At 66.5% G+C, this 25,793-nt stretch carries 27 protein-coding genes, 1 pseudogene and 1 riboswitch; of the genes and pseudogenes, 14 read left to right on the top strand and 14 right to left on the bottom strand.

Annotated elements, in window-relative coordinates:
• Positions 1-206 (top strand): annotated as a pseudogene (locus tag L5G28_RS04900) (HNH endonuclease); the annotation flags it as partial.
• Between the two features lie 33 nt (positions 207-239).
• Here the strand turns inward: L5G28_RS04900 and L5G28_RS04895 are convergent.
• Positions 240-656, bottom strand: coding sequence for a hypothetical protein (locus L5G28_RS04895; protein WP_237000525.1), 417 nt, complete (start codon positions 654-656; stop codon positions 240-242).
• Positions 657-735: 79 nt separating this feature from the next.
• Between L5G28_RS04895 and L5G28_RS04890 the strand changes: the two genes are divergently transcribed.
• From L5G28_RS04890 to mnhG, 6 genes are read left to right on the top strand one after another with little or no spacing between them, the layout of a single operon-like run.
• Positions 736-3,633, top strand: a complete 2,898-nt coding sequence (locus tag L5G28_RS04890) for a Na+/H+ antiporter subunit A (RefSeq protein ID WP_237000524.1) — start codon at positions 736-738, stop codon at positions 3,631-3,633.
• The gene (locus L5G28_RS04885) at positions 3,630-4,370 is read left to right on the top strand and encodes a Na(+)/H(+) antiporter subunit C (RefSeq protein ID WP_237000523.1); all 741 of its coding nucleotides are present in this window, start codon (positions 3,630-3,632) and stop codon (positions 4,368-4,370) included. The genes L5G28_RS04890 and L5G28_RS04885 overlap by 4 nt, the downstream gene beginning before the upstream one ends.
• A complete protein-coding gene (locus L5G28_RS04880) occupies positions 4,367-5,980 on the top strand; it encodes a Na+/H+ antiporter subunit D (RefSeq protein WP_237000522.1) in 1,614 nt (537 codons plus the stop codon). Before L5G28_RS04885 ends, L5G28_RS04880 begins: the two co-directional genes overlap by 4 nt.
• Positions 5,977-6,786 carry a Na+/H+ antiporter subunit E gene (locus L5G28_RS04875; protein ID WP_237000521.1) on the top strand — a complete coding sequence of 270 codons (810 nt, stop codon included), beginning with the start codon at positions 5,977-5,979 and terminating at the stop codon, positions 6,784-6,786. The genes L5G28_RS04880 and L5G28_RS04875 overlap by 4 nt, the downstream gene beginning before the upstream one ends.
• Entirely contained in the window at positions 6,783-7,043 is a 261-nt protein-coding gene (locus L5G28_RS04870) for a monovalent cation/H+ antiporter complex subunit F (protein WP_236997868.1), read from the top strand. The genes L5G28_RS04875 and L5G28_RS04870 overlap by 4 nt, the downstream gene beginning before the upstream one ends.
• Positions 7,040-7,381 (top strand): monovalent cation/H(+) antiporter subunit G, encoded by a 342-nt coding sequence (gene mnhG / locus L5G28_RS04865; protein WP_237000520.1) that lies wholly within the window; start codon positions 7,040-7,042, stop codon positions 7,379-7,381. Before L5G28_RS04870 ends, mnhG begins: the two co-directional genes overlap by 4 nt.
• A gap of 48 nt (positions 7,382-7,429) precedes the next feature.
• Here mnhG and L5G28_RS04860 read toward each other — a convergent pair whose 3' ends face one another.
• The 4 genes from L5G28_RS04860 to napA all read right to left on the bottom strand — a co-directional run bounded on the left by L5G28_RS04860 (position 7,430) and on the right by napA (position 10,165).
• Positions 7,430-8,563, bottom strand: coding sequence for a glutamate--cysteine ligase (locus tag L5G28_RS04860; RefSeq protein WP_237000519.1), 1,134 nt, complete (start codon positions 8,561-8,563; stop codon positions 7,430-7,432).
• A 19-nt stretch (positions 8,564-8,582) separates the two neighbouring features.
• Positions 8,583-9,188, bottom strand: coding sequence for a superoxide dismutase family protein (locus L5G28_RS04855; RefSeq protein WP_236997871.1), 606 nt, complete (start codon positions 9,186-9,188; stop codon positions 8,583-8,585).
• 44 nt (positions 9,189-9,232) lie between these two features.
• The gene (locus L5G28_RS04850; protein ID WP_237000518.1) at positions 9,233-9,751 is read right to left on the bottom strand and encodes a LytR C-terminal domain-containing protein; all 519 of its coding nucleotides are present in this window, start codon (positions 9,749-9,751) and stop codon (positions 9,233-9,235) included.
• Between the two features lie 69 nt (positions 9,752-9,820).
• The gene (gene napA, locus L5G28_RS04845) at positions 9,821-10,165 is read right to left on the bottom strand and encodes a nucleoid-associated protein NapA (protein WP_237000517.1); all 345 of its coding nucleotides are present in this window, start codon (positions 10,163-10,165) and stop codon (positions 9,821-9,823) included.
• Between the two features lie 183 nt (positions 10,166-10,348).
• Here napA and L5G28_RS04840 point away from each other — a divergent pair, with 183 nt between their 5' ends.
• The 5 genes from L5G28_RS04840 (at position 10,349) to L5G28_RS04820 (ending at position 13,484) form a co-directional block, all read left to right on the top strand.
• Positions 10,349-10,939: a peptide deformylase gene (locus L5G28_RS04840; RefSeq protein ID WP_237000516.1), complete on the top strand. Its 591-nt coding sequence runs from the start codon at positions 10,349-10,351 to the stop codon at positions 10,937-10,939.
• A gap of 7 nt (positions 10,940-10,946) precedes the next feature.
• Positions 10,947-11,648 (top strand): GNAT family N-acetyltransferase, cg3035/Rv0428c family, encoded by a 702-nt coding sequence (locus L5G28_RS04835; protein ID WP_237000515.1) that lies wholly within the window; start codon positions 10,947-10,949, stop codon positions 11,646-11,648.
• A gap of 102 nt (positions 11,649-11,750) precedes the next feature.
• Complete coding sequence (locus L5G28_RS04830; protein ID WP_237000514.1) at positions 11,751-12,266, top strand: guanyl-specific ribonuclease; 516 nt, start codon at positions 11,751-11,753, stop codon at positions 12,264-12,266.
• The gene (locus L5G28_RS04825) at positions 12,263-12,691 is read left to right on the top strand and encodes a barstar family protein (RefSeq protein ID WP_237000513.1); all 429 of its coding nucleotides are present in this window, start codon (positions 12,263-12,265) and stop codon (positions 12,689-12,691) included. Before L5G28_RS04830 ends, L5G28_RS04825 begins: the two co-directional genes overlap by 4 nt.
• Positions 12,692-12,695: 4 nt before the next feature.
• Positions 12,696-13,484, top strand: coding sequence for an exodeoxyribonuclease III (locus L5G28_RS04820; RefSeq protein WP_237000512.1), 789 nt, complete (start codon positions 12,696-12,698; stop codon positions 13,482-13,484).
• Between the two features lie 15 nt (positions 13,485-13,499).
• On the opposite strand, the gene L5G28_RS04815 is transcribed toward L5G28_RS04820, so the two are convergent.
• Positions 13,500-13,853 (bottom strand): GNAT family N-acetyltransferase, encoded by a 354-nt coding sequence (locus tag L5G28_RS04815; protein WP_236997879.1) that lies wholly within the window; start codon positions 13,851-13,853, stop codon positions 13,500-13,502.
• Between the two features lie 161 nt (positions 13,854-14,014).
• Positions 14,015-14,126, top strand: a riboswitch (TPP riboswitch).
• Here L5G28_RS04815 and thiC point away from each other — a divergent pair.
• Positions 14,120-15,823: a phosphomethylpyrimidine synthase ThiC gene (gene thiC / locus L5G28_RS04810; protein ID WP_237000511.1), complete on the top strand. Its 1,704-nt coding sequence runs from the start codon at positions 14,120-14,122 to the stop codon at positions 15,821-15,823. (Overlaps the previous riboswitch by 7 nt.)
• 53 nt (positions 15,824-15,876) lie before the next feature.
• On the top strand, positions 15,877-16,668 hold the full coding sequence (gene thiD / locus L5G28_RS04805; protein ID WP_237000557.1) for a bifunctional hydroxymethylpyrimidine kinase/phosphomethylpyrimidine kinase: 792 nt from the start codon (positions 15,877-15,879) through the stop codon (positions 16,666-16,668).
• Here the strand turns inward: thiD and L5G28_RS04800 are convergent.
• From L5G28_RS04800 to L5G28_RS04765, 8 genes are all read right to left on the bottom strand, one after another.
• Positions 16,643-17,353 (bottom strand): hypothetical protein, encoded by a 711-nt coding sequence (locus tag L5G28_RS04800; protein ID WP_237000510.1) that lies wholly within the window; start codon positions 17,351-17,353, stop codon positions 16,643-16,645. The genes thiD and L5G28_RS04800 overlap by 26 nt on opposite strands.
• 72 nt (positions 17,354-17,425) lie before the next feature.
• Entirely contained in the window at positions 17,426-18,805 is a 1,380-nt protein-coding gene (gad, locus tag L5G28_RS04795) for a glutamate decarboxylase (RefSeq protein ID WP_236997885.1), read from the bottom strand.
• Between the two features lie 75 nt (positions 18,806-18,880).
• Positions 18,881-20,755 (bottom strand): YhgE/Pip domain-containing protein, encoded by a 1,875-nt coding sequence (locus L5G28_RS04790; protein ID WP_237000556.1) that lies wholly within the window; start codon positions 20,753-20,755, stop codon positions 18,881-18,883.
• Between the two features lie 2 nt (positions 20,756-20,757).
• The gene (locus L5G28_RS04785; RefSeq protein WP_237000509.1) at positions 20,758-21,558 is read right to left on the bottom strand and encodes an ATP-binding cassette domain-containing protein; all 801 of its coding nucleotides are present in this window, start codon (positions 21,556-21,558) and stop codon (positions 20,758-20,760) included.
• Between the two features lie 7 nt (positions 21,559-21,565).
• On the bottom strand, positions 21,566-22,840 hold the full coding sequence (locus tag L5G28_RS04780) for a metal-dependent hydrolase family protein (protein WP_237000508.1): 1,275 nt from the start codon (positions 22,838-22,840) through the stop codon (positions 21,566-21,568).
• Positions 22,841-23,095: 255 nt separating this feature from the next.
• Entirely contained in the window at positions 23,096-24,316 is a 1,221-nt protein-coding gene (locus L5G28_RS04775; protein ID WP_237000507.1) for an acyl-CoA dehydrogenase family protein, read from the bottom strand.
• 1 nt (position 24,317) lies between these two features.
• Entirely contained in the window at positions 24,318-25,334 is a 1,017-nt protein-coding gene (locus L5G28_RS04770; protein WP_237000506.1) for a phosphotransferase family protein, read from the bottom strand.
• Positions 25,334-25,786 (bottom strand): MaoC family dehydratase, encoded by a 453-nt coding sequence (locus L5G28_RS04765; RefSeq protein WP_237000505.1) that lies wholly within the window; start codon positions 25,784-25,786, stop codon positions 25,334-25,336. The genes L5G28_RS04770 and L5G28_RS04765 overlap by 1 nt, the downstream gene beginning before the upstream one ends.
• Between the last annotated feature and the right edge of the window lie 7 nt (positions 25,787-25,793).

The raw sequence follows: 25,793 nt of genomic DNA, 5'->3' as shown, positions 1-25,793 counted from the left end.
GCGGAGATACCTCGCTGGGCAACGGGGTTCTGCTGTGTCGGATGCACCACGTGCTCATCCATCACAGTGAGTGGGAGGTGTTCATCGGCGACGATGGCCACCCGTGGTTCCAACCGCCGGCCGACCCAGCTCGACCGCACCGCCGACCGGCACCGTTGCGGTCGCACGGCAGGCGGACCATGACGGTCCACCCGACCGCAGCGTGACCCCACGCGCATACTCAGAAGACCTCAACTGCGCTAGTCGGTCCGCATCACCTCGTAAAACGCGGTGGAGCCACCTCCGGCGGCATCAGCGGAGACTCCGACGCGCACCCACAGGGTTCTGCCGTCGACGGCCTTGAACAGCAGCACCGTCTGGTTCGCGGCGTCGCCCGCGCGGCTGGACTCCTCGTAACCGTCGTCCTCGAGAAGCTTCGTCGCGTTGGCGAGCGGATTCCCGTCGGCCGCGTTCCCCTGGATCGTCACCCGCCAGGAGTCGCCCTCACCGGTCGCGGACAGGACGTTTCCCTCGACCATGGGAACGTCGTCGGACGGGAAGTCCGCGGGCAGGGATTGGCCGGACTCGGCCGAATCGTCGTCCCCGCACGCGCCCAGTGCGACGCCACCGAGAAGCACTATGACGAGGATTGCACAGACGCGAAAGAAAGACTTCATGCCCGAAACGGTAGAGTAGAGCACGGCAGAAGACTGTTTCGACACCCCGCCCACCCTCTGAATACGACGGAGTGCCCTTTTGATCGTTGTGATGATCGCGCTGGCAATCGGCGCGCTCGTGTCACCGCCGATCATGAAGGCCTGTGGTACCCGGGGGTTCTACGTCCTCGCATTGATGCCGGCCGCCGCCCTCGTCGGGGTGGTCGTCAACTGGCCGGACGCCGACGCCGAACCCAGCACGGAGTCGGTGTCATGGGTGCCGAGCCTGCAGATGAACATCGACGTCCGCTTCGACACATTGTCGGCGGTCCTGTCGGTCCTCATCCTCGGCGTCGGTTCGCTCGTCCTGGTCTACTGTGCGAACTATTTCGACATCATGCGCCGCCGCGTGGCGACGTTCGGCGCCGAGATCGTCGCATTCGCCGGAGCCATGTTCGGGCTCGTCGTCAGCGACAACATGCTGGTCTTGTACGTGTTCTGGGAGGCGACGACCGTCCTCTCGTTCATGCTCGTCGGGTTCAACATGGTCCGTGCGACGTCGCGTCGAGCCGCGACCCAGGCACTGCTGGTCACCACGTTCGGCGGCCTCGCGATGCTCGTCGGCATCATCATGCTCGGTGAGCGCACCGGCAGTTATCTGCTGTCGGACCTCATCGCGAACCCGCCCGGCGGGGGCGTCTACATCGACATCGCCGTGATCCTCATTCTGGTCGGCGCACTGTCGAAGTCGGCGATCGTCCCGTTCCACTTCTGGCTGCCCGGTGCGATGGCCGCCCCGACACCGGTCAGCGCGTACCTGCACGCCGCGGCCATGGTCAAGGCAGGCATCTATCTGGTCGCCCGGTTGGCACCCGCTTTCGCCGGCCTGCTGAGTTGGCAGATCCTCGTACTCGGGCTCGGCGCCGTCACGATGGTGCTCGGCGGTTGGCGTTCGCTCCGCGAACGCGATCTGAAGCTGATTCTCGCGTTCGGCACCGTCTCGCAGCTCGGCTTCATGATGGTCCTCGTCGGTGTCGGCGACGCCGGAGTCGCGATGGCCGGACTGGCGATGGTCGTCGCCCACGCAATGTTCAAAGCGTGCCTGTTCATGGTCGTCGGCATCATCGACCATTCCACCGGTACCCGTGACATCCGACTCCTGGCGCGGCTGGGTCACCGGCTGCCCGTCCTCGCCACGATCGCCGCCCTCGCCGGGGCGAGTATGGCCGGGCTTCCGTTCACGTTCGGGTTCATCGGCAAAGAGTCGGCCTTCGGCACCCTCTGGGACACCGGGGCCCTCGACCCGACGGTCGCGCACCTCGTCGACATCGTGCTGCTCATCGGTTCGATCATCACGTTCGCGTACACAACGCGTTTCCTGTGGGGAGCGTTCGGCCGCAAGGTCCGGCACCTCCCGACGCGGGCGGTCGCCACCCTCCATCCGCCGAGCGTCGCGTTCCTCGCGCCACCCGCGGTCCTCGCCGTCCTCGGAGTCGCTTCGTCGTTCGTGGCCCCGTGGATCGGCGACCTGTTCGAGCCGTACGCAACGACCCTGCCCGCCTTCGGACATCCGATCGAGCACCTCGCTCTCTGGCACGGCTTCGGACTCCCCCTGCTGTTCTCGGCCATCGTCGTCGTCGCGGGCGCCGCGCTCTTCCTCTTCCTCCGCGCCCGCAGGCGCCGCGTGTTCAAGAATCCGCCACCGCTCAACGCCGACCGCGTATACGACGCCACATTGCGTCTGGCCGACACCGCGTCGCTGTGGGTGACGCGGAACACGCAGCGCGGTTCGCTGCCGATCACCCAGGCGGTGATCCTGTCGACCGCCGTCGCCCTGCCGCTGATCGCATTGGCGCTCGGCAACCGGAACACGCTGTCGGTCCGCGGGTTCGACACCCCCGAACAGCTCGTCGTCGGCATCATCATGATCGCCACCGCACTCGCGACGACGATGATGCGCAACCGGCTCGCGAGCGTGCTCCTCGTCGGGCTCACCGGGTACGGCTGCGGTGCGCTGTTCGCGATGTACGGCGCACCCGACCTGGCGTTGACCCAGTTCCTGGTGGAGAGCGTCACCCTCGTCGTGTTCGTCCTGGTGCTGCGAAAACTGCCGAGTGAAGCTTCCGCGAAACACGCCACCGGGTTCCGGATCGGGCGCGCCCTGATCGGCCTGACGTTCGGCGCGATGCTCGTGCTGGTCGGACTGTTCGCCGCAGCCGCCCGCTCCACCGAACCACTCCAAGTCCGCCTGGGTGATGCCGCCTATCAGTTCGGGCACGGTTCCAACGCCGTCAACGTCCTGCTCGTCGACATCCGCGCGTGGGACACGCTCGGCGAAGTCTCGGTCCTCATCGTCGCCGCGACCGGCGTCGCGTCGATGGTGTTCCGCAGTCGCCGGTTCGGCGCGGCACCGCGCATCACCGACGCCGCACGGCTGCAGGCGGGCATCGGCGACGACGATCCCGTCTCCGAACGGACCACGTGGCTCGTCGGCAGCGAACTGCGCGATCCCCGACACCGCACGCTGGTGCTCGAGGCCACGACCCGCGTCGTCTTCCCGACCCTGGTGATCCTGTCGCTCTACCTGTTCTTCGCAGGCCACAACGCGCCGGGCGGCGGGTTCGCGGGCGGCCTCGTCATGGGACTCGCCCTCGTGCTGCGATACCTCGCGGGCGGCCGATACGAACTCGGGGAAGCGCTGCCCGTCGAGGCCGGAACCATTCTCGGTGCGGGCCTCTTCGTGTCTGCGACGACGGCCGTCAGCTCCCTGTTCCTCGGCGCGCCCGCCCTGTCGTCGGCGGTCATCGACGTACATCTGCCGGTGTTCGGCGACATCCACATCGTCACCGCGATGTTCTTCGACCTCGGCGTCTACCTGATCGTCGTCGGACTCGTGCTCGACGTGCTCCGCAGCCTCGGCGCACGCCTGGAAGTGCCCGACGACGCGCCGATGACCGGCAGATTTCCCACCCAATCGCAGCAGGAGGTGCACAAATGAGTGTGAACCTCGGACTGCTGCTCGTCGCCGGCGTACTCGCCGCGGCAGGCGTCTACCTGCTGATGGAACGCAGCCTGATCCGGATGCTGTTCGGCCTCATGATGGTCGGCAATGCGATCAACCTGCTGATCGTCACACTCGCGGGCCCGCCAGGGAGCCCACCGGTCCGCGGACGCGAATCGTCCGGCCACAGCTCGGACGCCGACCCCCTCGCCCAGGGAATGGTGTTGACCGCCATCGTCATCACGATGGGCGTCGCCGCGTTCGTGCTCGCCCTGGCGTACCGACTGTTCGTCATCAACCGGCGCAGTCGGGAGACGCCTCCCGACCTCGAACCGACATCGGTCGAGTCCGTCGCCGACGACGACGATCTCGGCGACGACCCGGAGGACGTCAAGATCGCTACCGGCTCCCTGCAGTCGTTCGGCGACCGCGACCGCAGCGACGACCCGCTCACCGGAGCCGACACCGTGGCGGGCGACCTCTTCGACGACCACGGAAACCCACTGACCGCCGAAGAGTTCGAAGCCGTCCACCAGGGCGTCATCGAAACCGACTTGATGCCCGAGGACGCCGACCTGATCGCACACCTGCACGACGACGACGGCGACGACATGCCGGACACCACCGATCTGACCGACGACGGTGACGGGGACAGCGGCAGCGACGGTGACAGCGACAACGACGGCGACAGCGACAACGACGGGGACAACGACGGGGACGGGGGCGATCGGTGATTCCCCAACCGTCGTGGATCACCGTGCTGATCGTCCTTCCGACACTCGCTCCGCTGCTCGGCGCCGCCGTCACTCTGCTTCGTGGGCGCAGTCCGAGTCTGCAACGTGCCGTGAGCGTCACCGCGATCGGTATCGCGCTGGCCGCGTCGGCGATGATGCTGTATCTGACGAGCGTCAACGGTCCGTACGCGGTCCATGTCGGCGGATGGGGCGACCGCGATGGCGGCGACGGCCCCCTCGGCATCACCCTCGTGGTGGACCGGCTGGCAGCCCTCATGCTCGTTGTGTCGACGACGGTGCTGTTGTGCGTCGTCGTCTACGCGATAGGTCAGGGCATCCGAGACGGCACCACCGAACAGCCGGTGTCGATCTTCCTGCCGACCTACCTGATCTTGACGGCGGGCGTCTGCAACGCGTTCCTCGCGGGCGACCTGTTCAACCTGTACGTCTCGTTCGAGGTGCTGCTCGCCGCGAGCTTCGTGCTGTTGACGCTCGGGGCCAGCGCCGAACGCGTACGAGCGGGCGCCTCGTACGTGATGGTGTCGATGGTGTCGTCGCTGATCTTCTTGGCGGGCATCGCCTTCGCGTACGCGGCGACGGGCACATTGAACCTCGCCGAGATGGCGGTCCGTCTCGACGACATCCCCGACGGCACCCGTAACGCGCTGTACGCGGTGCTCCTCGTCGCGTTCGGCATCAAAGCGGCCGTCTTCCCGCTGTCCACGTGGCTGCCCGACTCGTACCCGACGGCGCCGGCCCCGGTCACCGCGGTGTTCGCCGGCCTGCTCACCAAGGTCGGCGTCTACGCGATCATCCGCGCACACTCGCTGCTGTTCCCGGGCGGCAGCATGGACACCGTCTTGATGATCGCCGGATTGTTGACGATGCTCGTCGGCATCTTCGGCGCCATCGCCCAGTCGGATGTGAAACGACTCCTGTCGTTCACGCTCGTCAGCCATATCGGCTACATGATCTTCGGCATCGCCGTCGGATCGTTGGAGTCGACGTCGGCGGCCATCTACTACGTCGCCCACCACATCCTGGTCCAGACGACGTTGTTCCTGGTCGTCGGTCTGATCGAACGCCAAGCCGGATCGTCCTCGCTTCGACGCCTCGGCGGACTCATCGCGAGTCCTCTGCTGGCCGTCCTGTTCCTGATCCCGGCGCTCAACCTCGGCGGCATACCGCCGTTCTCCGGGTTCATCGGCAAGGTGGCTCTCGTGCAGGCGGGTGTCGCCGACGGTTCTGTCCTGTCGTGGATCCTCGTGGTCGGCGGCGTCGTCACGAGCCTGCTGACTCTCTACGTGATGGCCCGGATCTGGACGAAGGGCTTCTGGCGGGCGCGGGCCGACGCTCCCGAGGGCGGCCTGGCCTCCAGCACGCCGTCCGCCCTGGTAGAGGAGGGCATCGACGTGCAGCTCGACGACCGCGAGGACGTCGGGCGGATGCCCGTCACCATGGTGGTGCCGACGGCCGCGATGGTCGCCGTCGGCCTCGCCCTCACGGTGTGGGCCGGACCGATCTTCGCGTTCACCGACAGCGGCGCCGACGGCGTCCTCGACCGAAACGTCTACATCGAGACCGTCCTCGGCCCGGGAGGTGACCGATGAGCAACACACCGTTCCCGGACCGCCCGCACGTCACACCTGTCGGCAAGAAGGCGATTCCGGCGTTCTTCGGCGGCCTGTGGCGGCTCGCCGTCGTCTGGTTCGCGTGGCCGCTGACGAATCTGATCGTGTGGCTGCAGGAGCATCTCCGGTTCCCGAAGTGGGCGGGCGGCGATCTGCGCGAGTTCGCGATGCGCCTGTGGGGTGTCGCGTGGCTGGCGTTCGTGTGGGTCCTGCTCTGGGGCGAGATCACCTGGGCCAATACCGTGGCCGGTATCGTGCTCGCGATCATCGTGATGACGGTGCTGCCGTTGCCGCACGTCCCCGTCGAGGGCCGCGTGCACCCGCTGGCCGCGTTGAAGCTCCTGCTCACGCTGATCGGCAACTTCGTGGTGTCGTCGGCACAGGTGGCGTGGGCGGCGATCAAACCGGGTCCGCCGCCCCTCGGGGCCGTGGTCCGCGTCCACGTCGCCATCAAGTCCGACCTGGTGCTGACACTGGCGGTCGACTACATCAACCTGGTGCCGGGGACGATGGTCGTCGAGATCGACCATCTTCGGCGCATGCTGTACGTGCACATCTTCGACGTCAGCAAGCAGTCGCAGATCGATTCGTTCTTCCGCCAGATGGCGTACGTCGAACGGCAGTTCATCAAGGCGTTCGAGCGCGACTCCGAATGGCAGCCGAGCCCGTTCCACGGGATCGACGACGACTACCATCATGTTCCGTTCAGCGACCGTCAACGCGTCGCCGACGAAGAACGTCGCACCTCACGGAGGCTGCTGCGTCGACGGAAGGAGGACCGATGAATTACGTGTGGGCCGCCTCCGCTGCCATGCTCCTCATCGCAGCCCTGCTGACCACCTACCGGACCCTCCGCGGCCCGAGCACTCTCGACCGGCTCGTCGGGGTCGATGCGATCGTCGCCATCATGATCTGCGGCCTCGCGCTCTGGGTTGCGGTCACCGGTGATACGACGATCGCCGCCGCCATCGTCGTGCTGAGCCTCGTCAGCTTCATCGGGTCCATCGCCGTGGCGCGTTTCCGAGTGAGGGACGACCAATGATCACCGACATCCTCACCGCCTTCTTCGTGCTGTCGGGTTCGCTGCTCGCGATGACCGCGGCGATCGGCATCGTCCGCTTCCCGGACACGTTGAGCCGTATGCACGCCGCGACCAAACCGCAGACGTTCGGCATGATCCTCGTGCTCATCGGCGTGCTCATCCGGCTGGACGGACACTACGACAGCGGCATGCTCGTCTTGAGCGGCCTGTTCACCCTCATCACGGCCCCGGTCATCGCACAGCGCGTCGGCCGCCTCGTCTACCGCGAGCAGCGCATCGACGAACATCTTCTCGACGAGAGCCAGCTACGTCCACGGGCCGGGGACGACGAGCACTGACCGGCGTCGTTCACCGGCGATGTAGGCAGGGCCGACCGAGTCCGATACTCATTCCAGTTCGTCGACGATGGACGCGACGACGTCGCGGAGGTCGCCGGTACGGGCGAACACCTCGTGCTGGCGTTTATAGCTGACGCCGTCGGCGAGGATGTCGGCGACAGATGCCAGTTCGGCGGCGCAGCCCAGCGATTCGGCGACCGGCTCGAGTCGGACCAGAAGGTCGGCGAGGTCGTCGGTGACGAGCCGCTCCGAGCAGTCCGAGTCCTGAATGATGATGGCGTCGACGCCGTAGCGGGCGGCACGCCACTTGTTCTCCTGCACCAGCCACGGAGCCATCTGCGGCAGCGTCTCCCCCGCGGTGAGACGACGGTCGAGATCGACGATCAAGCAGTGGATGAGGGCGACGACACCCGCGAGTTCACGCCGATTCGAGACGCCGTCGCACACCCGCACTTCGATGGTCCCCAGGTGGGGCGACGGCCGGATGTCCCACCGGATCTCGTTGAGATCGTCGATTATTCCGGTGGTCTTCTGGTCGGTGACGAACCGCTCGAACTCGCTCCACCGCTCGAATTGGAACGGCAGACCCGCGGTCGGCAGCTGCTGGAACATCATCGCCCGGTTACTCGCGTACCCCGTCTCCTGCCCGCCCCACATCGGCGACGACGCCGAGAGTGCGAGCAGGTGCGGGTAGTACTTGAGCAGCGACGAGACGATCGGCAGCACCTTGTCGCGCCGACTGATCCCGACGTGCACGTGCACACCCCAGATCAACATCTGGCGTCCCCACCACTGTGTGCGTGCGATCAGCTCGGCGTAGCGCGGCCCTTCGGTCAACTGTTGCGTCGACCATTGCGCGAACGGGTGGGTCCCCGCACCGTACAGGTCGACACCGACCTCGTCGGTGAGCGAGCACACGACGTCGAGGGTCTCCCCGAGGTCGGCCATCGCCTCGGGGACCGTGTGACAGATACCGGTGACGAGTTCGACCGTGTTGCGGAGCAGCTCCTTATGGATCCGTCCCGATCGGTCGACGCCGCGCGCAGCGATCAGGTCGAACAGCTCTGGAGCCGAATTCGACAGGTCACGCGTGTGACGGTCGACGAGCGCGAGCTCCCACTCCACTCCGAGCGTCGGCTCGGGTGATCCGTGGAACTCGATCTCGCTGATACGGCCCCCCACCGGTGAAGTGTCCCGCTCGCTACTCGGCGATGACGCCGCAGGCCAGACGGTGCGAGCCGTCCGTGTCGCCGACCTCGTGGACGATGAGCGCCCGGCCGCGGATCTGCTCGAGCTCGAACGCGTCGGTCGCACTGGTCACGGTTCCGGTCCCGTTCTCCAGGACGGTGACGCTGGTCAGGTCGCCGCTCTCCGGCTTGCCGGTGTGACCATCCACCTGGAGGTGGTCGCCTGCCGACGCGAATCCGGTCGACGCCTCGCACTTGGTGCCCGAATGGATGTGGACGCCGTGCGATCCCGCATCCATCCCGGTGACACGCAGGTTCACGCTGACCGCGTCGCCTTCGGCGCTGAAGGTCGCGAAGCCGACGCTGGTGCCTTCGGTGTTGCGCAGCGTCACGGTCAGCTCTTCCGCGCCGCCGGACGTGGTGCCCGCACTGATCTCGTCGCCCGGTTGCGCCTGATCGCCGGTGATGACCGACGGCGTGGTGCCCTTCTCGTCCGTGGGGTACTGATCGGGCGTGCAGCCCGCGAGGGCCGCACCGGCGACACCTGCCGCGGCGATGACCGCCAGGACACGGGTGGTCGAGATTCCGGTGGCGGCACCGCTGTGGTTACGGGCGAACATGACGCTCCTTATGTGTTCCGTACGAGGACTGGGGCTGAACAGGCTTACTGGGTGACGACGATGACGGCGAGTTCGCCTTCGCACCGCGTGAACACAGCGGGGCGCGGATCGGTCGAGGCTCCGCCCGGCACGGCGTCGGCCACCTTCTTGGCGGCCTCTTCCTGACCTTCGTCGTAGAAGACGGTGTTCTCGCTGATACTGCCGGTCGAGAGGTTCTCTGCACCGCTGACGTCGAAGCCCGCCTCTTTGAGCTTGTCGGAGACGTCGCCGGCCAGGCCGGTCACCGTTCCCGCGTTGAGCACGCACATCGATCCGACGTCTGCGGTGTCGGCAGCCGTCGTCGACGACGGCGAGGCCGACTCGCTCTCGCCGCCCGGCGTAGACGCGGGCGGCGTCGCGGCCTCCGAGGTCGTCGGACTCTGGGCGGTGGACATGCCACCGTCATCGTCTCCGCTGGTGGCCGCGTGGTGCCAGCCGAGGCCGATGAAGACCACGGCGACAGCCAACAGCAGCATGGCGCCCGCCCGAAGGGGCAGTCGATTGGTTTCTCGGTCAGCTTTCATCACGGTAACTTTAGCTCACGAGGTCGCCCGTGAGGCGAGCCGTCCGTACGACGCGCCAGCGGACCGTCTTCAGATCTCGAATCCGAGACGGCGCGCGGCCCGCGCCTTCTGCCGGGACGCCCGCAGACGACGCAGACGCTTCACCAGCATCGGGTCCGCCGCGAGCGCTTCCGGCCGGTCGACCAGCGCGTTCAGAATCTGGTAGTAGCGAGTCGCGGACAAACTGAAGAGCTCTTTGATGGCTTCTTCCTTCGAGCCCGCGTACTTCCACCACTGACGTTCGAACGCGAGGATGTCGCGTTCGCGGCGAGTGAGTCCGTCCGGGCCGACCTCGTGCGGGTCAGTCTGCTGCCCAGCCTGCGCAGCACCCACCGAATCATCGTCGCCTGGTGTATGCGCGGTTGCGCCGTCCATCTCGCTCCCTTGCAAAGCCTGCCGAATAGTCACATCCACTCGCCCCCGTTCCGCACTCCGCATCCGCGGCCCCGGCACGAATCACAAGCGTGTGGTTCGCCTCAAGAGTGTAGCCACCGAAACGTCCACCTTCACGGCGACGCACCGCGAACACTCCGCATTGCGCCGGTAAAGTATCTGGACATGGCAATTCTTCCGATCTGTATCGTCGGCGAACCGGTCCTGCACCATCCGACGACGCCTGTCGACCTCGACGACCAGGGACGTCCGTCCGCCGAGATCGTCGAGCTGCTCGACGACATGTACGAGACCATGGACGCGGCGAACGGTGTCGGCCTCGCGGCCAACCAAGTAGGCCGCGGACTTCGCATGTTCGTCTACGACTGCCCGGACGGCCCGACGCGGCGGCGCGGCGAAGTGATCAACCCCGTGCTGGAGACCTCGGAGATCCCCGAGACGATGCCCGACCCCGACGACAACGACGAAGGCTGCCTGTCGGTGCCCGGCGAGGGCTTCCCGACCGGGCGCGCCGACTGGGCCAAGGTCGTCGGCACGGACCGTGACGGGAAGCCGGTCGAGATCGAGGGCGACGACTTCTTCGCTCGGATGCTGCAGCACGAGACGGGCCACCTCGACGGCTACCTGTACATCGACGTCCTGGTCGGCCGGAACGCGCGCGCCGCGAAGAAGGCCGTCAAACGCAACGGTTGGGGCGTGCCCGGCCTCACCTGGTTGCCGGGCGCCGAGCGTGACCCGTTCGGGCACGACGACTGAGCGCGTCATGATCGATCCGACCGTCGGCGACCGCATCGTCGTCCGCTACCGGCTCGACCAGTCGGGCGCCCCGTCCGATTGGCGCACCGCGCCGAACCCCGCGCTGCCGACCGGCCCGTCGCAGTCGGATGTGACGGGGGTGCTGGCGCTGTCGGACGAGCAGTCGCTGAAGGTCGACCGCGACGGCGAGGTGGTCTCGATCCCGCGGGCGGCGATCACGTCGATCCGACTCTTGTCGCGACGGGTGGTCCGGAACTCGGAGATCCGCGACGTCGAGCGCGCCCTGTGCGCCGGCTGCGATGCGACGCATCGCGGCGAGATCGACGGTTGGCTCGTCTCGGCGGGCGGGTCGACGCTCCGCGGCCGGTCGGCGGTCCCCGTCGAGTTCAATGCCCCGTCGGCGGCCGTCGCCGAGATCCTCGACTGGTACGCCGACCTCGACGAGCCGGCACTGGCACTGCTGCCCGACCGACTCGTGCGGCCCGGCCGAATCGCCGTCGACGACGCGCAGGCGTTGGAGGTTCTCGTCGCCGCAGCCCCCGCACCCCCTGTCGGACTCGCCCCCGTCGGACTCGCCCCCGTCCGGGTCGGCGACGCGCTGTGGGCGGTCGACGTCGACGCGGCCGACGAGAAGGCGCGAGCGGCCGCACGGGCCGCAGGATACGAACTCCACCACACCGTCACCGTCGGCGACCTCGTCGAGCCCTAGGAGAATTCGATCCAGGAGAATTCGATCTGGGAGAATTCGATCCAGGCGAGTTCGATTTAGACGAGTTCGATTCCGCGGCGTCACCGGTTACCGTGGAACGCGATGTCGCACCCCAACAGCAACCCCGACCAATCCCGTCGCCGCATGCTCGCCTCTGTGCTGGGCGTCGTCGTCCTACTGGCCGTCGTCGTGTTGACCTGGTGGGTCGACGGACGCAGCACCACCGACGCCGAACCGTCGGCCGCCGCCCAGTCCGGGGTGTCGATGGTGATGCCGGGTTCTGAGGCGCCGGACCGGTCGCGTACCGCGGGACGGCCGTCGAGCGACGTGCCTGCCCGCGTGCAGCAGACCCTCTCCTACATCGACGCAGGCGATTGGCCCGACGCGGCGAACGCGCCCGGCACCCACGGCGGCGACACCTTCCGTAACGCGGAGGGCCGACTCCCGAAGAAGACGTCGGGCGGCAAGAAGATCACGTACCGGGAGTGGGACGTCAACCCGAAGCAGAGTGGGCGCGGCCGTGACGCCGAGCGAATCGTGACCGGCAGCAACGGGTCGGCCTACTACACGCTCGACCACTACGAGACGTTCGCCGCGATCCGAGGTCCGCGCGCATGACCGCAGTCGCCGCCTCGTCGCCGTCCCTGTTCGGGAGCGGCCTCGTCGCGCGCCGCGTCGACGGCGCCCGGATGCGGACTGTCCCGCAGATACTCGACGCGCTCGCGCGCGCGTGGGACTTCCCTGATCATTTCGGGCGCAACCGCGATGCGCTCGACGACTGCATGCGCGACCTCCCGACCGGCCTGCGCACACCCGAGGGCACCCCGTCGACCGGCTGGCTGACGATCGTCGACGACGCGTCGCAGGTGCTCGCCGACGAACCCGACGCGTTCGAGTGGTTCGCCGAGTCGGTCGACTTCTGGCGCGACTCGTACCGCGACCGTCGGTTCGCCGTGCTCCTCGTCGACGACGACCCGGGCGCGGTCCGCGCCCGCTGGTCCGATGTCGGCGTGAGAGTGACCGATCCGGCAGAGGAGATCTGACACCGTGCGTCTGGCCACCTGGAACGTCAACTCGATCCGCACCCGCTCGGAGGACGTCGTCGCCTGGATGACCCGGCACTCCGTCGACGTACTCGCCATGCAGGAGACCAAGTGCTCCGACGACCGGTTCCCGGTGATGAGTTTCGCCGCCCACGGCTACGACGTCGCGATCCATGGGAACGCCGGCTACAACGGTGTCGCCATCGCGTCCCGCGTCGGCCTGACCGACGTGCACACGGGCTTCGATGAACAGCCGTCGTTCGACGGGCAGCGGGAGGCCCGGGCTATCTCGGCGACATGCGGCGGCGTGCGCGTGTGGAGTCTCTACGTCCCGAACGGCCGCGCGCCCGGCGACCCGCACATGAGCTACAAACTCGACTGGCTCGACGTCCTCGCCAACGTGACCCGGCTGGAGTTGACGCACGATCCTGCCGCCCAGATCGTGCTGGCAGGCGACTGGAACGTCGCACCGACCGACGCCGATGTCTGGGATCCGGAGTACTTCGCCGACCGAACTCACACGTCCGACGCCGAACGTGCCGCGTTCAGCGCGTTCACCGATGCCGGGTTCGTCGACAGCGCCGACCCCTTCGCGCCGGGCCCCGACACGTACACGTTCTGGGACTACCAGGCCGGACGCTTCGACCGGAACGAGGGCATGCGGATCGACTTCGCCCTCTGTTCTCCCGCGTTGAATGATCGCGTCTTCGACGCCTTCGTCGACGTCGCCGCTCGGCAGGCCAAGGGTGCGAGCGACCACGCACCGGTGGTCTTGGACGTCTCGTCCGCCTGAACTCCGCAGTCCGGGTCAGACCGGAGCGAGCGTGACGACGCCCGGATGCTCGTCGATGAATCGTCGAGTGAACGTGCATACCGGGCGCACTTTCAGGCCGTTGTCGCGCATGTAGCCGATCGCGCTCCCGGTCAATCGCGTCGCCAGCCCGTGGCCGGCGTACTCGTCGTACAGGACGGTGTGCAGGATCGTCGCGACGCGCCCGTCCGACGTGTCTTCGATGCTGTAGCCGAGGACCCCGACGAGGTCGCCGGCCACCCACAGCTCGAATCGTTCCCGAGCCGGATTGTGCACGACCTCCGAGATCTGCTGGAGCAGCGATCGCGCGCTGTTCTGCGGCGGATGATGATGGCGGTTCCTCAGTTGCATGACACCTCCCTGTGACAACGATCACAACAGTACGTCGGAGGAACGATGTGCGGCAAGTCACATCAGTCACATCTGCATCACAGTTCGGTGTGGCTGGAACAACGTCCGGGGTTCCGGTTAAGGTGACCACGGACGTCCGGCCCGTAGTCGGCGTGCCGCACAACTACACACGCGGGGGCTCTCACGATCCGAGGGCTGAGATGGCGAATGGCGATCGCCGACCGCTCGAACCTGTCCGGGTAATGCCGGCGTAGGGAGGAGATGTCATGGGTACACCTGTGTCCGAAAAAGCCGTCACGGCGCCTGAGGAGAAGGTCGCAGCGTCTGAGAAGAACGTCACGACCGGTCCGATCGAGGGCAGCGTCAAACACTATCTGCAGGTAGACGGACTGCACGTGCCGCAACGTCGCGTCAATCTGACCAACGGCGAACACCTCGACCTGTACGACACGTCCGGTCCATACACCGATGCCGCCGCGGTGATCGACGTCGAGCGCGGACTTTCCGCGACGCGCGACGAGTGGCGCAGGCCCGAGCCGATCGACGGTGTCGCGACCCAACTCGCGTGGGCGCGCGCCGGAGTCGTGACGCCGGAGATGACCTACATCGCGACCCGCGAGGGCGTCGACGTCGAACTGGTGCGCAGTGAGGTCGCGGCGGGACGGGCCGTGATCCCGGTCAACCATCGTCATCCCGAATCGGAGCCGATGATCATCGGCAAGGCCTTCGCGGTGAAGGTCAATGCGAACATCGGCAACTCGGCCGTCACCTCGTCGATCGCCGAAGAGGTCGAGAAGATGGTGTGGGCCACCCGCTGGGGAGCAGACACCATCATGGACTTGTCGACCGGCAAGGACATCCACGCGACGCGCGAGTGGATCATGCGGAACTCGCCGGTCCCGGTCGGCACCGTCCCGATCTACCAGGCGTTGGAGAAGGTCAACGGCGACCCGACCGCGTTGACCTGGGAGATCTACCGCGACACCGTGATCGAGCAGGCCGAGCAGGGCGTCGACTACATGACCGTCCACGCGGGCGTGCTGCTGCGCTACGTGCCGTTGACCGCCAAACGCGTCACCGGCATCGTGTCGCGCGGCGGCTCGATCATGGCAGCGTGGTGCCTCGCCCACCACACGGAGTCGTTCCTGTACACGCACTTCGACGACCTGTGCGAGATCCTCGCCCGCTACGACATCACGTTCTCACTCGGCGACGGCCTGCGTCCGGGCTCGATCGCCGATGCCAACGACGAAGCGCAGTTCGCCGAACTGCGGACCCTCGGTGAGCTGACCACGCGCGCGAAGTCGTACGGCGTCCAGGTGATGATCGAAGGGCCCGGCCACGTGCCGATGCACAAGATCGTCGAGAACGTGCAGCTCGAAGAACAGTGGTGCGAGGAGGCTCCGTTCTACACGCTGGGCCCGCTCGCCACCGACATCGCTCCGGCCTACGACCACATCACGTCGGCGATCGGGGCCGCGATGATCGCGCAGGCAGGCACCGCGATGCTCTGCTATGTGACCCCGAAGGAGCACCTCGGTCTGCCCAACCGCGATGACGTGAAGGTCGGCGTGATCACCTACAAGATCGCCGCCCACGCCGCCGACCTCGCCAAATGCCATCCGCGGGCGCAGGAGCGCGACGACGCGCTGAGCCGCGCGCGATTCGAGTTCCGCTGGACCGACCAGTTCAACCTGGCACTCGACCCCGACACGGCCCGCGAGTACCACGACGAGACGATGCCCGCGGAGCCCGCGAAGACCGCGCACTTCTGCTCGATGTGCGGACCGAAGTTCTGCTCGATGCGAATCTCCGCCGACGTGCGCGCGTACGCCGAGGAGAACGATCTCGTCACCGCTGAGGACATCGACCGCAAGATCGCCGAGGAGATGGCAGCGAAGTCGGAGGAGTTCGTGGCGGCAGGAAACCACGTCTACCTGCCGATATCGGAAGCGAACCCGGCACAGTGATCGAACCGCGTCTGCTGCCGACGGCTGCCCCGGGACAGACACCGGTGCGCGTCATGACGATCGCCGGATCCGATTCGGGCGGCGGCGCGGGCATCCAGGCCGACATGCGCACGTTCGCTCTGCTCGGCCTGCACGCCTGCGTCGCGGTCACCGCGGTGACCGTCCAGAACACGCTCGGCGTCACCGGGATCGCACCGATCCCACCGGAGACGGTCGCGGCGCAGATGCGGTCGGTGGTCCCCGACATCGGTGTGGGCGCGGTCAAGACGGGAATGCTCGCATCGGCGCCGATCATCGAGGCGATCGCGGACACGTGCGACGAACTCGACATCGGCGGCGGGCGCGGTGTCGCGCTCGTCGTCGACCCGGTGTGCGCGTCGATGCACGGTGACCCCCTGCTGGCCGACGACGCCCTCGACACGCTGGTGCGACGGATGATCCCGTTGGCCGACGTCGTCACGCCGAATCTCGACGAGGTCCGGCTGATCACCGGAATCGACGTCGTCGACGCCGCGACCCAGCGAGACGCCGCGCGTGCGCTGCGCGACCTCGGAGCCCGGTGGGCCCTGGTCAAGGGCGGGCATCTGCGCAGCAGTGAACTGAGCCCGGATCTACTGTTCGACGGCGACCAGTTCATCTCGTTGGACCTGCCGCGGGTCGACACCCCGCACGATCACGGCGCTGGCGACACTCTGGCCGCCGCCCTGTGCGGCGCGTTGGCGCACGGCTACGAGGTGCCCGACGCCGTCGACTTCGCCAAGGCCTGGGTCACCAAGGGGCTGCAGTCGGCGTACCCGCTCGGCGCGGGCCACGGACCGGTCAACCCTCTCTGGCGGCTGGGCTGAGCGGTCCGCCACGGTCCACGGTGTCGTCGTGAGTCCACGCCTGAGCGGCGAGCACGATCGCGGACGCCGCGAAGAAGCACAACGCACCGACGAAGGTGCCGATGTTGCCCAACGTCGCGTCTGCGGTGGTCCCGGCGCTATTGACGAACGATCCGACCGCGGCGACGCCGAAAGCGATGCACCCGACCATGTTGATTTGCCCCGACCACCAGTCGACGCTGGTCGGTGCCCACACGCGGCCGGTCGATCGGGTGAAGGCGACGAGGACGAAGAACCCGCTGACGAGGAACGCCACCGAGCCGCCCGCGTCCGGGTTCCACACCAAGTGCTGCTCGCCGCGGACTGTGTGCACCTGGAGGGCCGTCGTCGTGCTCACGTTGAACAACAGCGTCCCGAAGAACTGGGTGGATGCGGCGAGCCACTCCGCTCGGAACATGACGCCAGTCCCATACGAGACCGGCACGGTCCGCGCACCGCTCAACACGAGTTGGATGAATGCGGCGCCGGTGAAGAACCAGGCACCAACGAAGTAGCTAAAGTTCGCGGCATCGGATCCGGCCCAACTCCCGAATCCCGGAGCCGAGCCGAGGGCGAACAGGGACGAACCGATCATGAAGCCGACACACTGTTTCGTCAGCGTCGGCTTCAGTGCACGGACCGTCCGTACCGTGTCGTCCACGCTCATGCATACCCCTTCCAGTCAAAGGCGACGTCCCGGACTCCGTTGACTCACAGGGTCCGGGACGTCTCGTACAGGTCAGTGGTGGAACGCGGCCGTCTGGCCCTCGTGCGGCATCGGGCCGCTGAGCTTCTCGAGGAACTCGACTTCGGTGCGCAGGTCGTCGAGCAGTGCGTTGGCGAGGTCCATGCTCAGGCCGGCACGGACGACGATGCGCTGCACGGTCACCTCGGCCAGATCGTCGGCGAGCGGGTAGGCGGGCACCTGCCAGCCCTTCATGCGCAACCGGTCCTGGAGGTCGTAGAGGGTCCACGTGTCGGTGTACCCCGGCTTCATACGCCACGCGAAGACCGGGATGGTGTCGCCCTTGCTCACGAGTTCGAACGGCCCAATCTCGGCGATCGCCGACGACAGATGCTGCGCCACGTTCAGCGAGCCCTGCTGCACCGCGCGATAGCCTTCGCGGCCCAGGCGCAGGAACTGGTAGTACTGCAGCAGCACCTGCGAACCGGGGCGCGAGAAGTTGAGAGCCAGGGTCGGCATGTCGCCGCCGAGGTACGCGCAGTGGAAGATCATGCTCTCCGGCAAGGCTCCTTGGTCACGCCACACGATCCAGCCGACGCCCGGATAGACCAGACCGAACTTGTGACCGGACGTGCTGATCGACGCGACCCGGTCGACGCGGAAGTCCCATTCCAGGTCGGGCTGACAGAACGGAGCGATCATCGCCCCCGAGGCACCGTCGATGTGGATGTTCACGTCCAGGCCGGTGTCGCTCTGGATCTGGTCGAGCTTCGCCGCGATCTCCTTCACCGGTTCGTATGCACCGGTGTACGTCTGGCCCATGATCGCGACGACGCCGATCGTGTTCTCATCGACGTACTTCTCCAGGTCGTGGCCGTCGAGGAACAGATGGTCCTCGGTGATCGGCACCCAACGCGGCTCCACCTCGAAGTAGTTGCAGAACTTCTCCCAGCACACCTGCACGGCCGTCGACAACACGATGTTCGGACTCTCGGTCGACTTGCCCTCGGCCTTCCGGCGACCCTGCCAGCGGCGTTTGAGCGCCAGTCCACCCAGCATGCAGGCCTCCGACGATCCGATCGTCGACGTGCCGATGGCCTGCTCGACGTCCGGGTTGTGCCAGAGATTGCCCAGGATCCGCCAGCAGCGGTCTTCGATCTCGGCGGTGGCCGGGTATTCGTCCTTGTCGATCATGTTCTTGTCGACGGTCTGCGCGTACAGGAGCTTGGCTTCCTTGTCCATGTACGTCGAGACGAAGGTGGCCAGGTTGAGCCGCGAGTTGCCGTCGAGCATCGCCTGGTCGTGGACGATCTGGTATGCGGTGCTCGGGAGCATCATCGCGTCCGGGAGCTCGTGACGCGGAAGCGAGGTCGTCTCGCCGTTCCGGTCGAAGACCGGGCTGAGGATCATGCGGTCGTAGTCGTTGTCGGACATGTGTTGTCTCCTATTTCTCGAGCGGTTGTGAGCGAAGTCCGCCGAACAGGACGAGGTCGGCGTGGTGTCTGCGGATCACACTTCGACCGGTGGATAGAGCCGGTCCATGGTGTACTGCCTGTTCCGTCTGGCCGCTAGGACGGAGATCGACAGGAACACGACGGTGAGGCCGCTCAGCACTGCGAACGCCACCCAGAAGCGGTAGTCCACCCCGCCCATGATCATTTGTCTCAGCCCGTTGACCGTGTACGTCATCGGGTCTATCCAGTGGATGTACTGGAACGGTTTCGTCGTCGTCTCGACCGGATAGATGCCGCCGGCCGACGTCAATTGGATCATCAGGAACGCCAGTGTCACGACGCGTCCGACGGCCGGCCCGAACAGCGCGTTGAACATCTGTATCAGTGATAGGAACGCCGCGACCACCAGCAGCATGAACAAGAACGTCCCGATCACGTGCGCGGGTCGCAGCCCCACCGCGAGCACAGTGACGGCGAAGAGGATCGCCGCTTGCAGCACGCCGACTCCGAAAGTCGGCGCGTACGACGCCAACACCGCCCGTACCGAGTTCAGGCCCTGGGCGATCGGCCTGGACTGCAGTGGAGTGAACAGCATCCACGCGATGATTCCGCCGACGAACAACGCGAGCGAGAAGAAGAACGGCGCGAAACCGGTGCCGAACGTACCGGCCTCGTTCTCATACTTCTCGGACAGCACCACCGGTTGTGACAGCGTCTTCGCCAGTGCGTCCTGCTGCTTCTTGTTCCAGTGCGGGATGGCTTTGCTCGCTTCGTCGAGGCCGCCGGCCAACTCGTGCGCACCAGCCGCGAGTTTGGTGGTTCCGGCCGCGAGCTGGTCGGCGCCCGAGCTCAACTCGGTTGCGTCGCCGCGCGCCTTCTCGATGTCGGAGTGCAGACCGCCGGTCTCGGCGAGCGCCAGGAGCGAGTGCACCTGGCTGCCCGGCGTGGTCATCGCCGCCGACAGCATCTGAGAGTCGTGGAGCAGCGCGGTCGCAGTATTGTTCGCGTCCGGGCCGAGCCCCCGGTTGGCCAGCGCGTCTCGCGCAGGGGTCAACGATCGGGCGAGCGCGCGCATCGCGGGATCCGGGCTGCTCGCCATGCCGGTGATCGCGCTGTCGAGCGCGGTGTACCCGCGTGACTGCGTCGTGGCAGCTCCACCCACGATCTCGTTGATCGCCGTCGCACCCTCACCGACGCGGACGGCGGCGGCCTTCACTTCGGCGGGGCTGAGACCGCCCGAGGCGCTGGTGGCCGCCAGGAGCGGATCGGTCACCTTCGTGACCACGCCCGACAACTCGTCGAGTGCGCCGGACAGTTCGTGCGCGCCGGAGTTCGCCGTGTCCAGCCCGGTCGCGAGTTCATTCGCCCCGTCGACGGCCTTCGTCACCTGCGGCAGCATGCTGCCGACCTCTTTGAACGCGATGTCGAACGTCTGGGTGCCGACCTGCGACGAGACCTGCGCGACGACTTGCTGTGCGGCGTCTCCGCCGAGAACCGATGCGAGGTAGTTGTTCGCGTCGTCGTAGGTGAAGATCAGGGGAGCCGATCGGGCGTTCCCGGTGGTCGGCGACACGACCGCTTCGCTGAAGTCCTTCGGCAACGTGATCGAGAAGTAGTACTTGCCGTGGGCGACACCGTCGGCGGCCTCCGACTCGGAGACCACGTGCAAGTCGAGCTGCTTGGATTCGACGAGCCCCTGCACCACTTGCTCGCCTGCGGCGAGCGGTTTGCCCTCGAGGGTGGCACCGGCGTCCATGTTGACCAGGGCGATCGGCATCTTGTCGACTTCGTTGAACGGGTTCCAGAACGCCCAGAGGTAGAGGGCGCCGTACATGAGCGGCATCAGGATGATGACGGCCAGTGCCAGGCGCGGCATCCGACCGCGGTAGTACCGCTTGAAGTCGCTGCCTGGGGAGAATGCGGCGAGCATCTTCATCGGATCTGGTCCTCACGTTCGAGACGGACAAACTCGTCGTCGGTCAGGTTGGGTACATCGAGGACGTCACGAATGCCCGGCTGAGGGCGCACACCGTTGACGTCCGCGGTGATGACGGTCTGTTCGTGTCCGAGCGCGACGAGGCGTTCCAGCAGCAGCCGGCTACTGCCGTCGCTCGACAGTTTGTCGACGCCCCCAACCACCAGGAGTTCGGGATGACGGATGTTCGCCATCGCGATACGGAAGAGTGCCGCCGTGAGCTGCGGGAGCTCTTCGACGTAGGCGTCGAGCGACGGCAGTGTCAGCGGGCCGAAGGTCGGGCGGCACAGTCGTTCGAGGTCGTCCTGTGTCGACTGTCCGACGAACTTGTACCAGCGCGCCGTCCATCGAAGCTGTTCGGTGAGGACGTCATGGACCCGGATCGTCTGTTCGATGCCGTCCACCTCGTCGACGAACCCGAGTGCTGCCCTCGCGAACAGACCATGCGCGTTGTTGCGCTGTCCGAATGATTCGAGGACCCCCGACGTCGGCTTCATTCGGCCGGCGAGCGTGAGCAGCAGCGCCGTGCGGCCGCGCCCACCGGCGCCGACGAGAACAGTGAGTCCGCCTCGGCGGACACGCAGGTCCACCGGGCCGTAGATCTTGCCCCATGATGCTCGGACGCCGATACCGTGCGCGTCGAGCAGGACGTCCTCGGGTCCGCCTGTGTATTCGGGTCCGCCTGTGTATTCGGGTCCGGCTGTGTATTCAGTGGGCGCCGTGTCGGGGTACGAGCCGGCGGGGAATTGTTCTGTCATCGTTGTTCTACAAGTCGTTCTTGACGACGACGCCGTTCTTGACGATCACCTTGAGTTGCTCGTCCGGTCTGCCGATGATCGACAGGTCGGCGATCGGGTCGCCGTCGAAGAGCAGCATGTCGGCCCACGCGCCCTCAGCGATCGTGCCCAGTTGATGCGCCGCGTACGGGTTGCGCGGGCCGGCCATTCCGAACAGCTCGGCATTGCCCGAGGTCAGCATCTTGAGGGCGTCGACGTTGGTGTAAAACTCGCCGAGTCGTGCGGCCATCTCACTCTGCTTCGGCGCCGACGCGGGCTCCAACAGGAGGTCGGTGCCCCATGCCGTCTTCACTCCGTGCTTGCGCGCCCAGCCGTATACCGCGTCTGTGCCGTTGCAGATCTGCACGTTCTTCGCCGCTCGCCCCGGATCCGGGTACGAGTGGTCGTGCTCGGCGAACGGCTGCATCGACAGCCAGATGTCCTTCTCGGCGATCAGCGCGACGGTGTCCTCGTCGGCGAGGTGGCCGTGCTCGATGGACCGTACACCCGCATCGATCGCCCGACGGATCCCCTCCACCGTGTAGACGTGTGTCGCTACGTACGTGCCGTAATCGGCGGCCGCTTCGACGGCGGCTCGGATCTCGTCGGTCGTGTACTGGAGCGTGTTCAACGGGTCGTACATCGACGCGGCACCGCCGCCGACAGTCAACTTGATCTGGGTCGCGCCCTTGCGCAGTTGTTCGCGCACCGCCGTCAACACCTTCGCGGCGCCGTCTGCGACACGCGTGAATCCGATCTCCTCCGTCCGACTCGGACCTCCACCGAACGCCTGCGGGGTCTGGTACACGAACGCGAAGTCGGCGTGACCGGACGTCTGCGAGATCATCGCTTGACTCGGGAAGATGCGGGGGCCTTCGAACTGACCACGATCGATCGCCGTCTTCACTGCGGCGAGGTCGCCGCCCATGTCTCGCACCGTGGTGAATCCACGGTGCAGCATGGATTTCGCCTCGGCTAGCGTATTGACATAGAGCCCGCCCGTCGGCCCCATGATGAAGTCCATATAGCTGTTGGCGTTTCCCATCAGATGGACGTGAGCATCGCTCATGCCGGGCATAAGAAAACGTCCACCGGCGTCGATGACAGTGTCACCAGCCTGTTGCGCCACCGGCGAGGTCGACACGGCGGAGATGGTCGTACCGGAGAATACGACATCCGCTCCGACTACTTTTCGATCGTCGATCCCGTTGAACAGGTTGCAGTTTCGAATGACGGTCCGGGACCGTCCGGGAGGCGTATCCATACGCAGAAGCATAGACAAAGAGTTCGTAAAAATACTCAAATCAATGCGATCACGTAAAGCCCTGACCGGCACATTCGCGCGATCCACGAGCCGCAGATGCCCATCCAGATAACCAATTGTAGATCGTTCGAACTACAATTCTTTTACCACCGATAAGTTAACGAGTGCATGAATCCCGATTCCCTGGCACAGTATTTCTCACAATCGGCACGTTACCGAGTATCGATCATCCAGGCCCCCTACGGCGGCGCCACACTAGCGGTCGGCGCGTTTCCGAAGCTCGGCTTTGGCGAGTGAATTCTTGTGGACTTCGTCGGGACCGTCGGCGAAGCGGAGGGTGCGGATGCCCGCGTAGGCCTCGGCGAGCGGGAAGTCCTGGGAGAGACCTCCCGCACCGTGCACCTGGATCGCCTTGTCGAGGATCCACTGGACGGTCTTCGGGGTGACGATCTTGATCGCCTGGATCTCGCTGTGCGCACCCTTGTTGCCGACGGTGTCCATCAGCCAAGCCGTCTTGAGGACCAGCAGGCGCAGCTGTTCGATGCGCACCCGCGACTCGGCGATCCAGTCGCGGATGACGCCTTGGTCGGCGAGCGGTCGGCCGAAGGCGACACGTCCAGCCGCGCGGTCGCACATCAACTCGATCGCACGCTCGGCCAGACCGATCGCACGCATGCAGTGATGGATGCGGCCCGGCCCGAGACGGGCCTGCGCGATGGCGAAACCTGCGCCCTCGTCGGCGATCACGTTGGTGACCGGCACGCGGACGTCGGTAAACCTCATCTCGGCGTGGCCGCCGTGACTGTGGTCGTCGTACCCGAACACCTCCATGCCGCGGATGATCTCGAGGCCGGGGGTGTCGCGCGGGACGAGGACCTGCGACTGCTGTCGGTGCCGCGGAGCCTCCGGGTCGGTCTTGCCCATCACGATGAAGATCTTCGCGTTGGGGTTCATCGCCCCGGTGATCCACCACTTGCGGCCGTTGATGACGTAGTCGTCGCCGTCGCGTCGGATGGACAGTTCGATGTTGGTGGCGTCCGAACTCGCGACGTCGGGTTCGGTCATCGCGAACGCCGACCGGATGGTCCCGTCGAGCAACGGCTGCAACCACTCGGCCTGCTGCGCCGACGTGCCGAACTCGTTGAGGACCTCCATGTTGCCGGTGTCGGGCGCCGCGCAGTTGAAGACGGCGGGCGCCAGTTGAGAGCTTCGGCCGGTGATCTCGGCGAGCGGCGCGTACTGCAGATTGGTCAGACCGGCACCGTTCTCGCCGGGCAGGAAGAGGTTCCAGAACCCGCGCGACCGCGCTTGCGCGCGCAACTCGGTCAGGATCGGAACGCTGTCCCACGCCCACTTGTCCTCCAGCGCGGCCAGCTGGTCAACGAACACTTTCTCGGCCGGGTAGACGTGACTGTCCATGAAGGCGTTTACGCCGTCGACCAGTTCGCGAGTCTTCTCGTCGAATCCGAAATCCATCTCAGTTCTCCTTCAACGCGGCGATGCCCGCGTCCAATAGTCCGAACACTCCGTCGCCGAGCTGCGCGAAGCCGTCTCCGACGGTCTGCCCGTTCACGAATCTGTAGTGGATGCCCTCGACGATGCCCGCCAGCTTGAAGCAACCGAGAGCGATGTAGAAGCCGAGATCGCTGAGATCGCGGTCGCTGCCCGCCGCATACCGCTCGATGATCTCCTGCTCGGTGAGGTACCCCGCCGCTTCCGTGGCGTCGGTGACCGCACCCGGCGTGACCTGCGCGAGACGCCCGTAGATGAGCATGAGCGCCAGGTCGGTGAGCGAGTCGCCGATCGTCGACAGCTCCCAGTCGACGACGGCCCCCATCTCGTCCTGCGGGGTCACGAGAACGTTGTCCAGGCGGTAGTCCCCGTGCACGATCCCGGGCGCGCTGTCGGCGGGGACCCGCTCGGACAGCATCGTGTACAGCGTCTCCATCGACGGGAGGTCCCGCGTGTGTGCGGCCGCGAACTGTTTGCGCCAGCGTTCCACCTGACGGCCGAGGAACCCTTCGGGACGTCCGGCGTCTGCCAAGCCGACTTCTGCGGGGTCGACGCGATGCAGGTCGACGAGGGTGTCGACGAGCCGTTCGGCGATTGTGCGTGTCCGCTCCGGCCCGAGAGCGCCGAGCTCGCTCTTCGACCGGTACGGCACCCCGTCGACCTCGGACATCACGTAGAACGGTGCGCCGAGCACCTCGGTGTCCTCGCACATCGCGTACATGGTCGGCACGGGCACCGCGGTCGGCGCCAGCGCCGACATCATCCGGAACTCGCGTCCCATGTCGTGCGCGGTCGCCAACAGGTGGCCGACCGGCGGCCGACGCAGGATCCACGACGACGAACCGTCGGTGATGCGGTACGTCAGATTCGACTTGCCGCCTGCGATCAGCGTCGCCGCCAGGTCCGAACCGGCGCCGTCCACGTGTCGCGGCAGCCAGTCGCCGAGGACGGCAAGGTCGAGGCCGGGGTGCTTCTGCGCCATCAGAACGCCATCACGGACACGGTCTCGGCGACGCAGACGGGTTTGTCGGAGCCTTCGCGTTCGACGGTCACCCGATTCACTACCTGCAACCCCGCTCCTGTCTCGGTCACCGACACGAGTTCGACGCCTGCGCGCACGCGCGAACCGACAGGCACCGGCGACGGGAACCGCACCTTGTTGCTGCCGTAGTTGACGCCCATCGTCGTCCCGGCGACCTGGTAGACCTGCCCCACCAGCATCGGGATGAGCGACAGCGTCAGGTATCCGTGCGCGACGGTCGATCCGAACGGTCCAGTGGAGGCCCGCTCCGGATCGACGTGAATCCACTGGTGGTCGCCGGTCGCCTCCGCGAAGCGATCGATGCGTTCCTGGTCGATCTGCAGCCAGTCGGAGCACCCGAGGTGGGTGCCGACCGCTGCTTCGAGTTCGGCTCGGCCGTTGAGGATCTTCATCGTCTCT

It is taken from the genome of Gordonia liuliyuniae (genome assembly GCF_021739025.1).
GTDB classification, from domain to species: Bacteria; Actinomycetota; Actinomycetes; order Mycobacteriales; family Mycobacteriaceae; genus Gordonia; species Gordonia liuliyuniae.
This window is presented reverse-complemented; position numbering and strand designations above follow the sequence as displayed.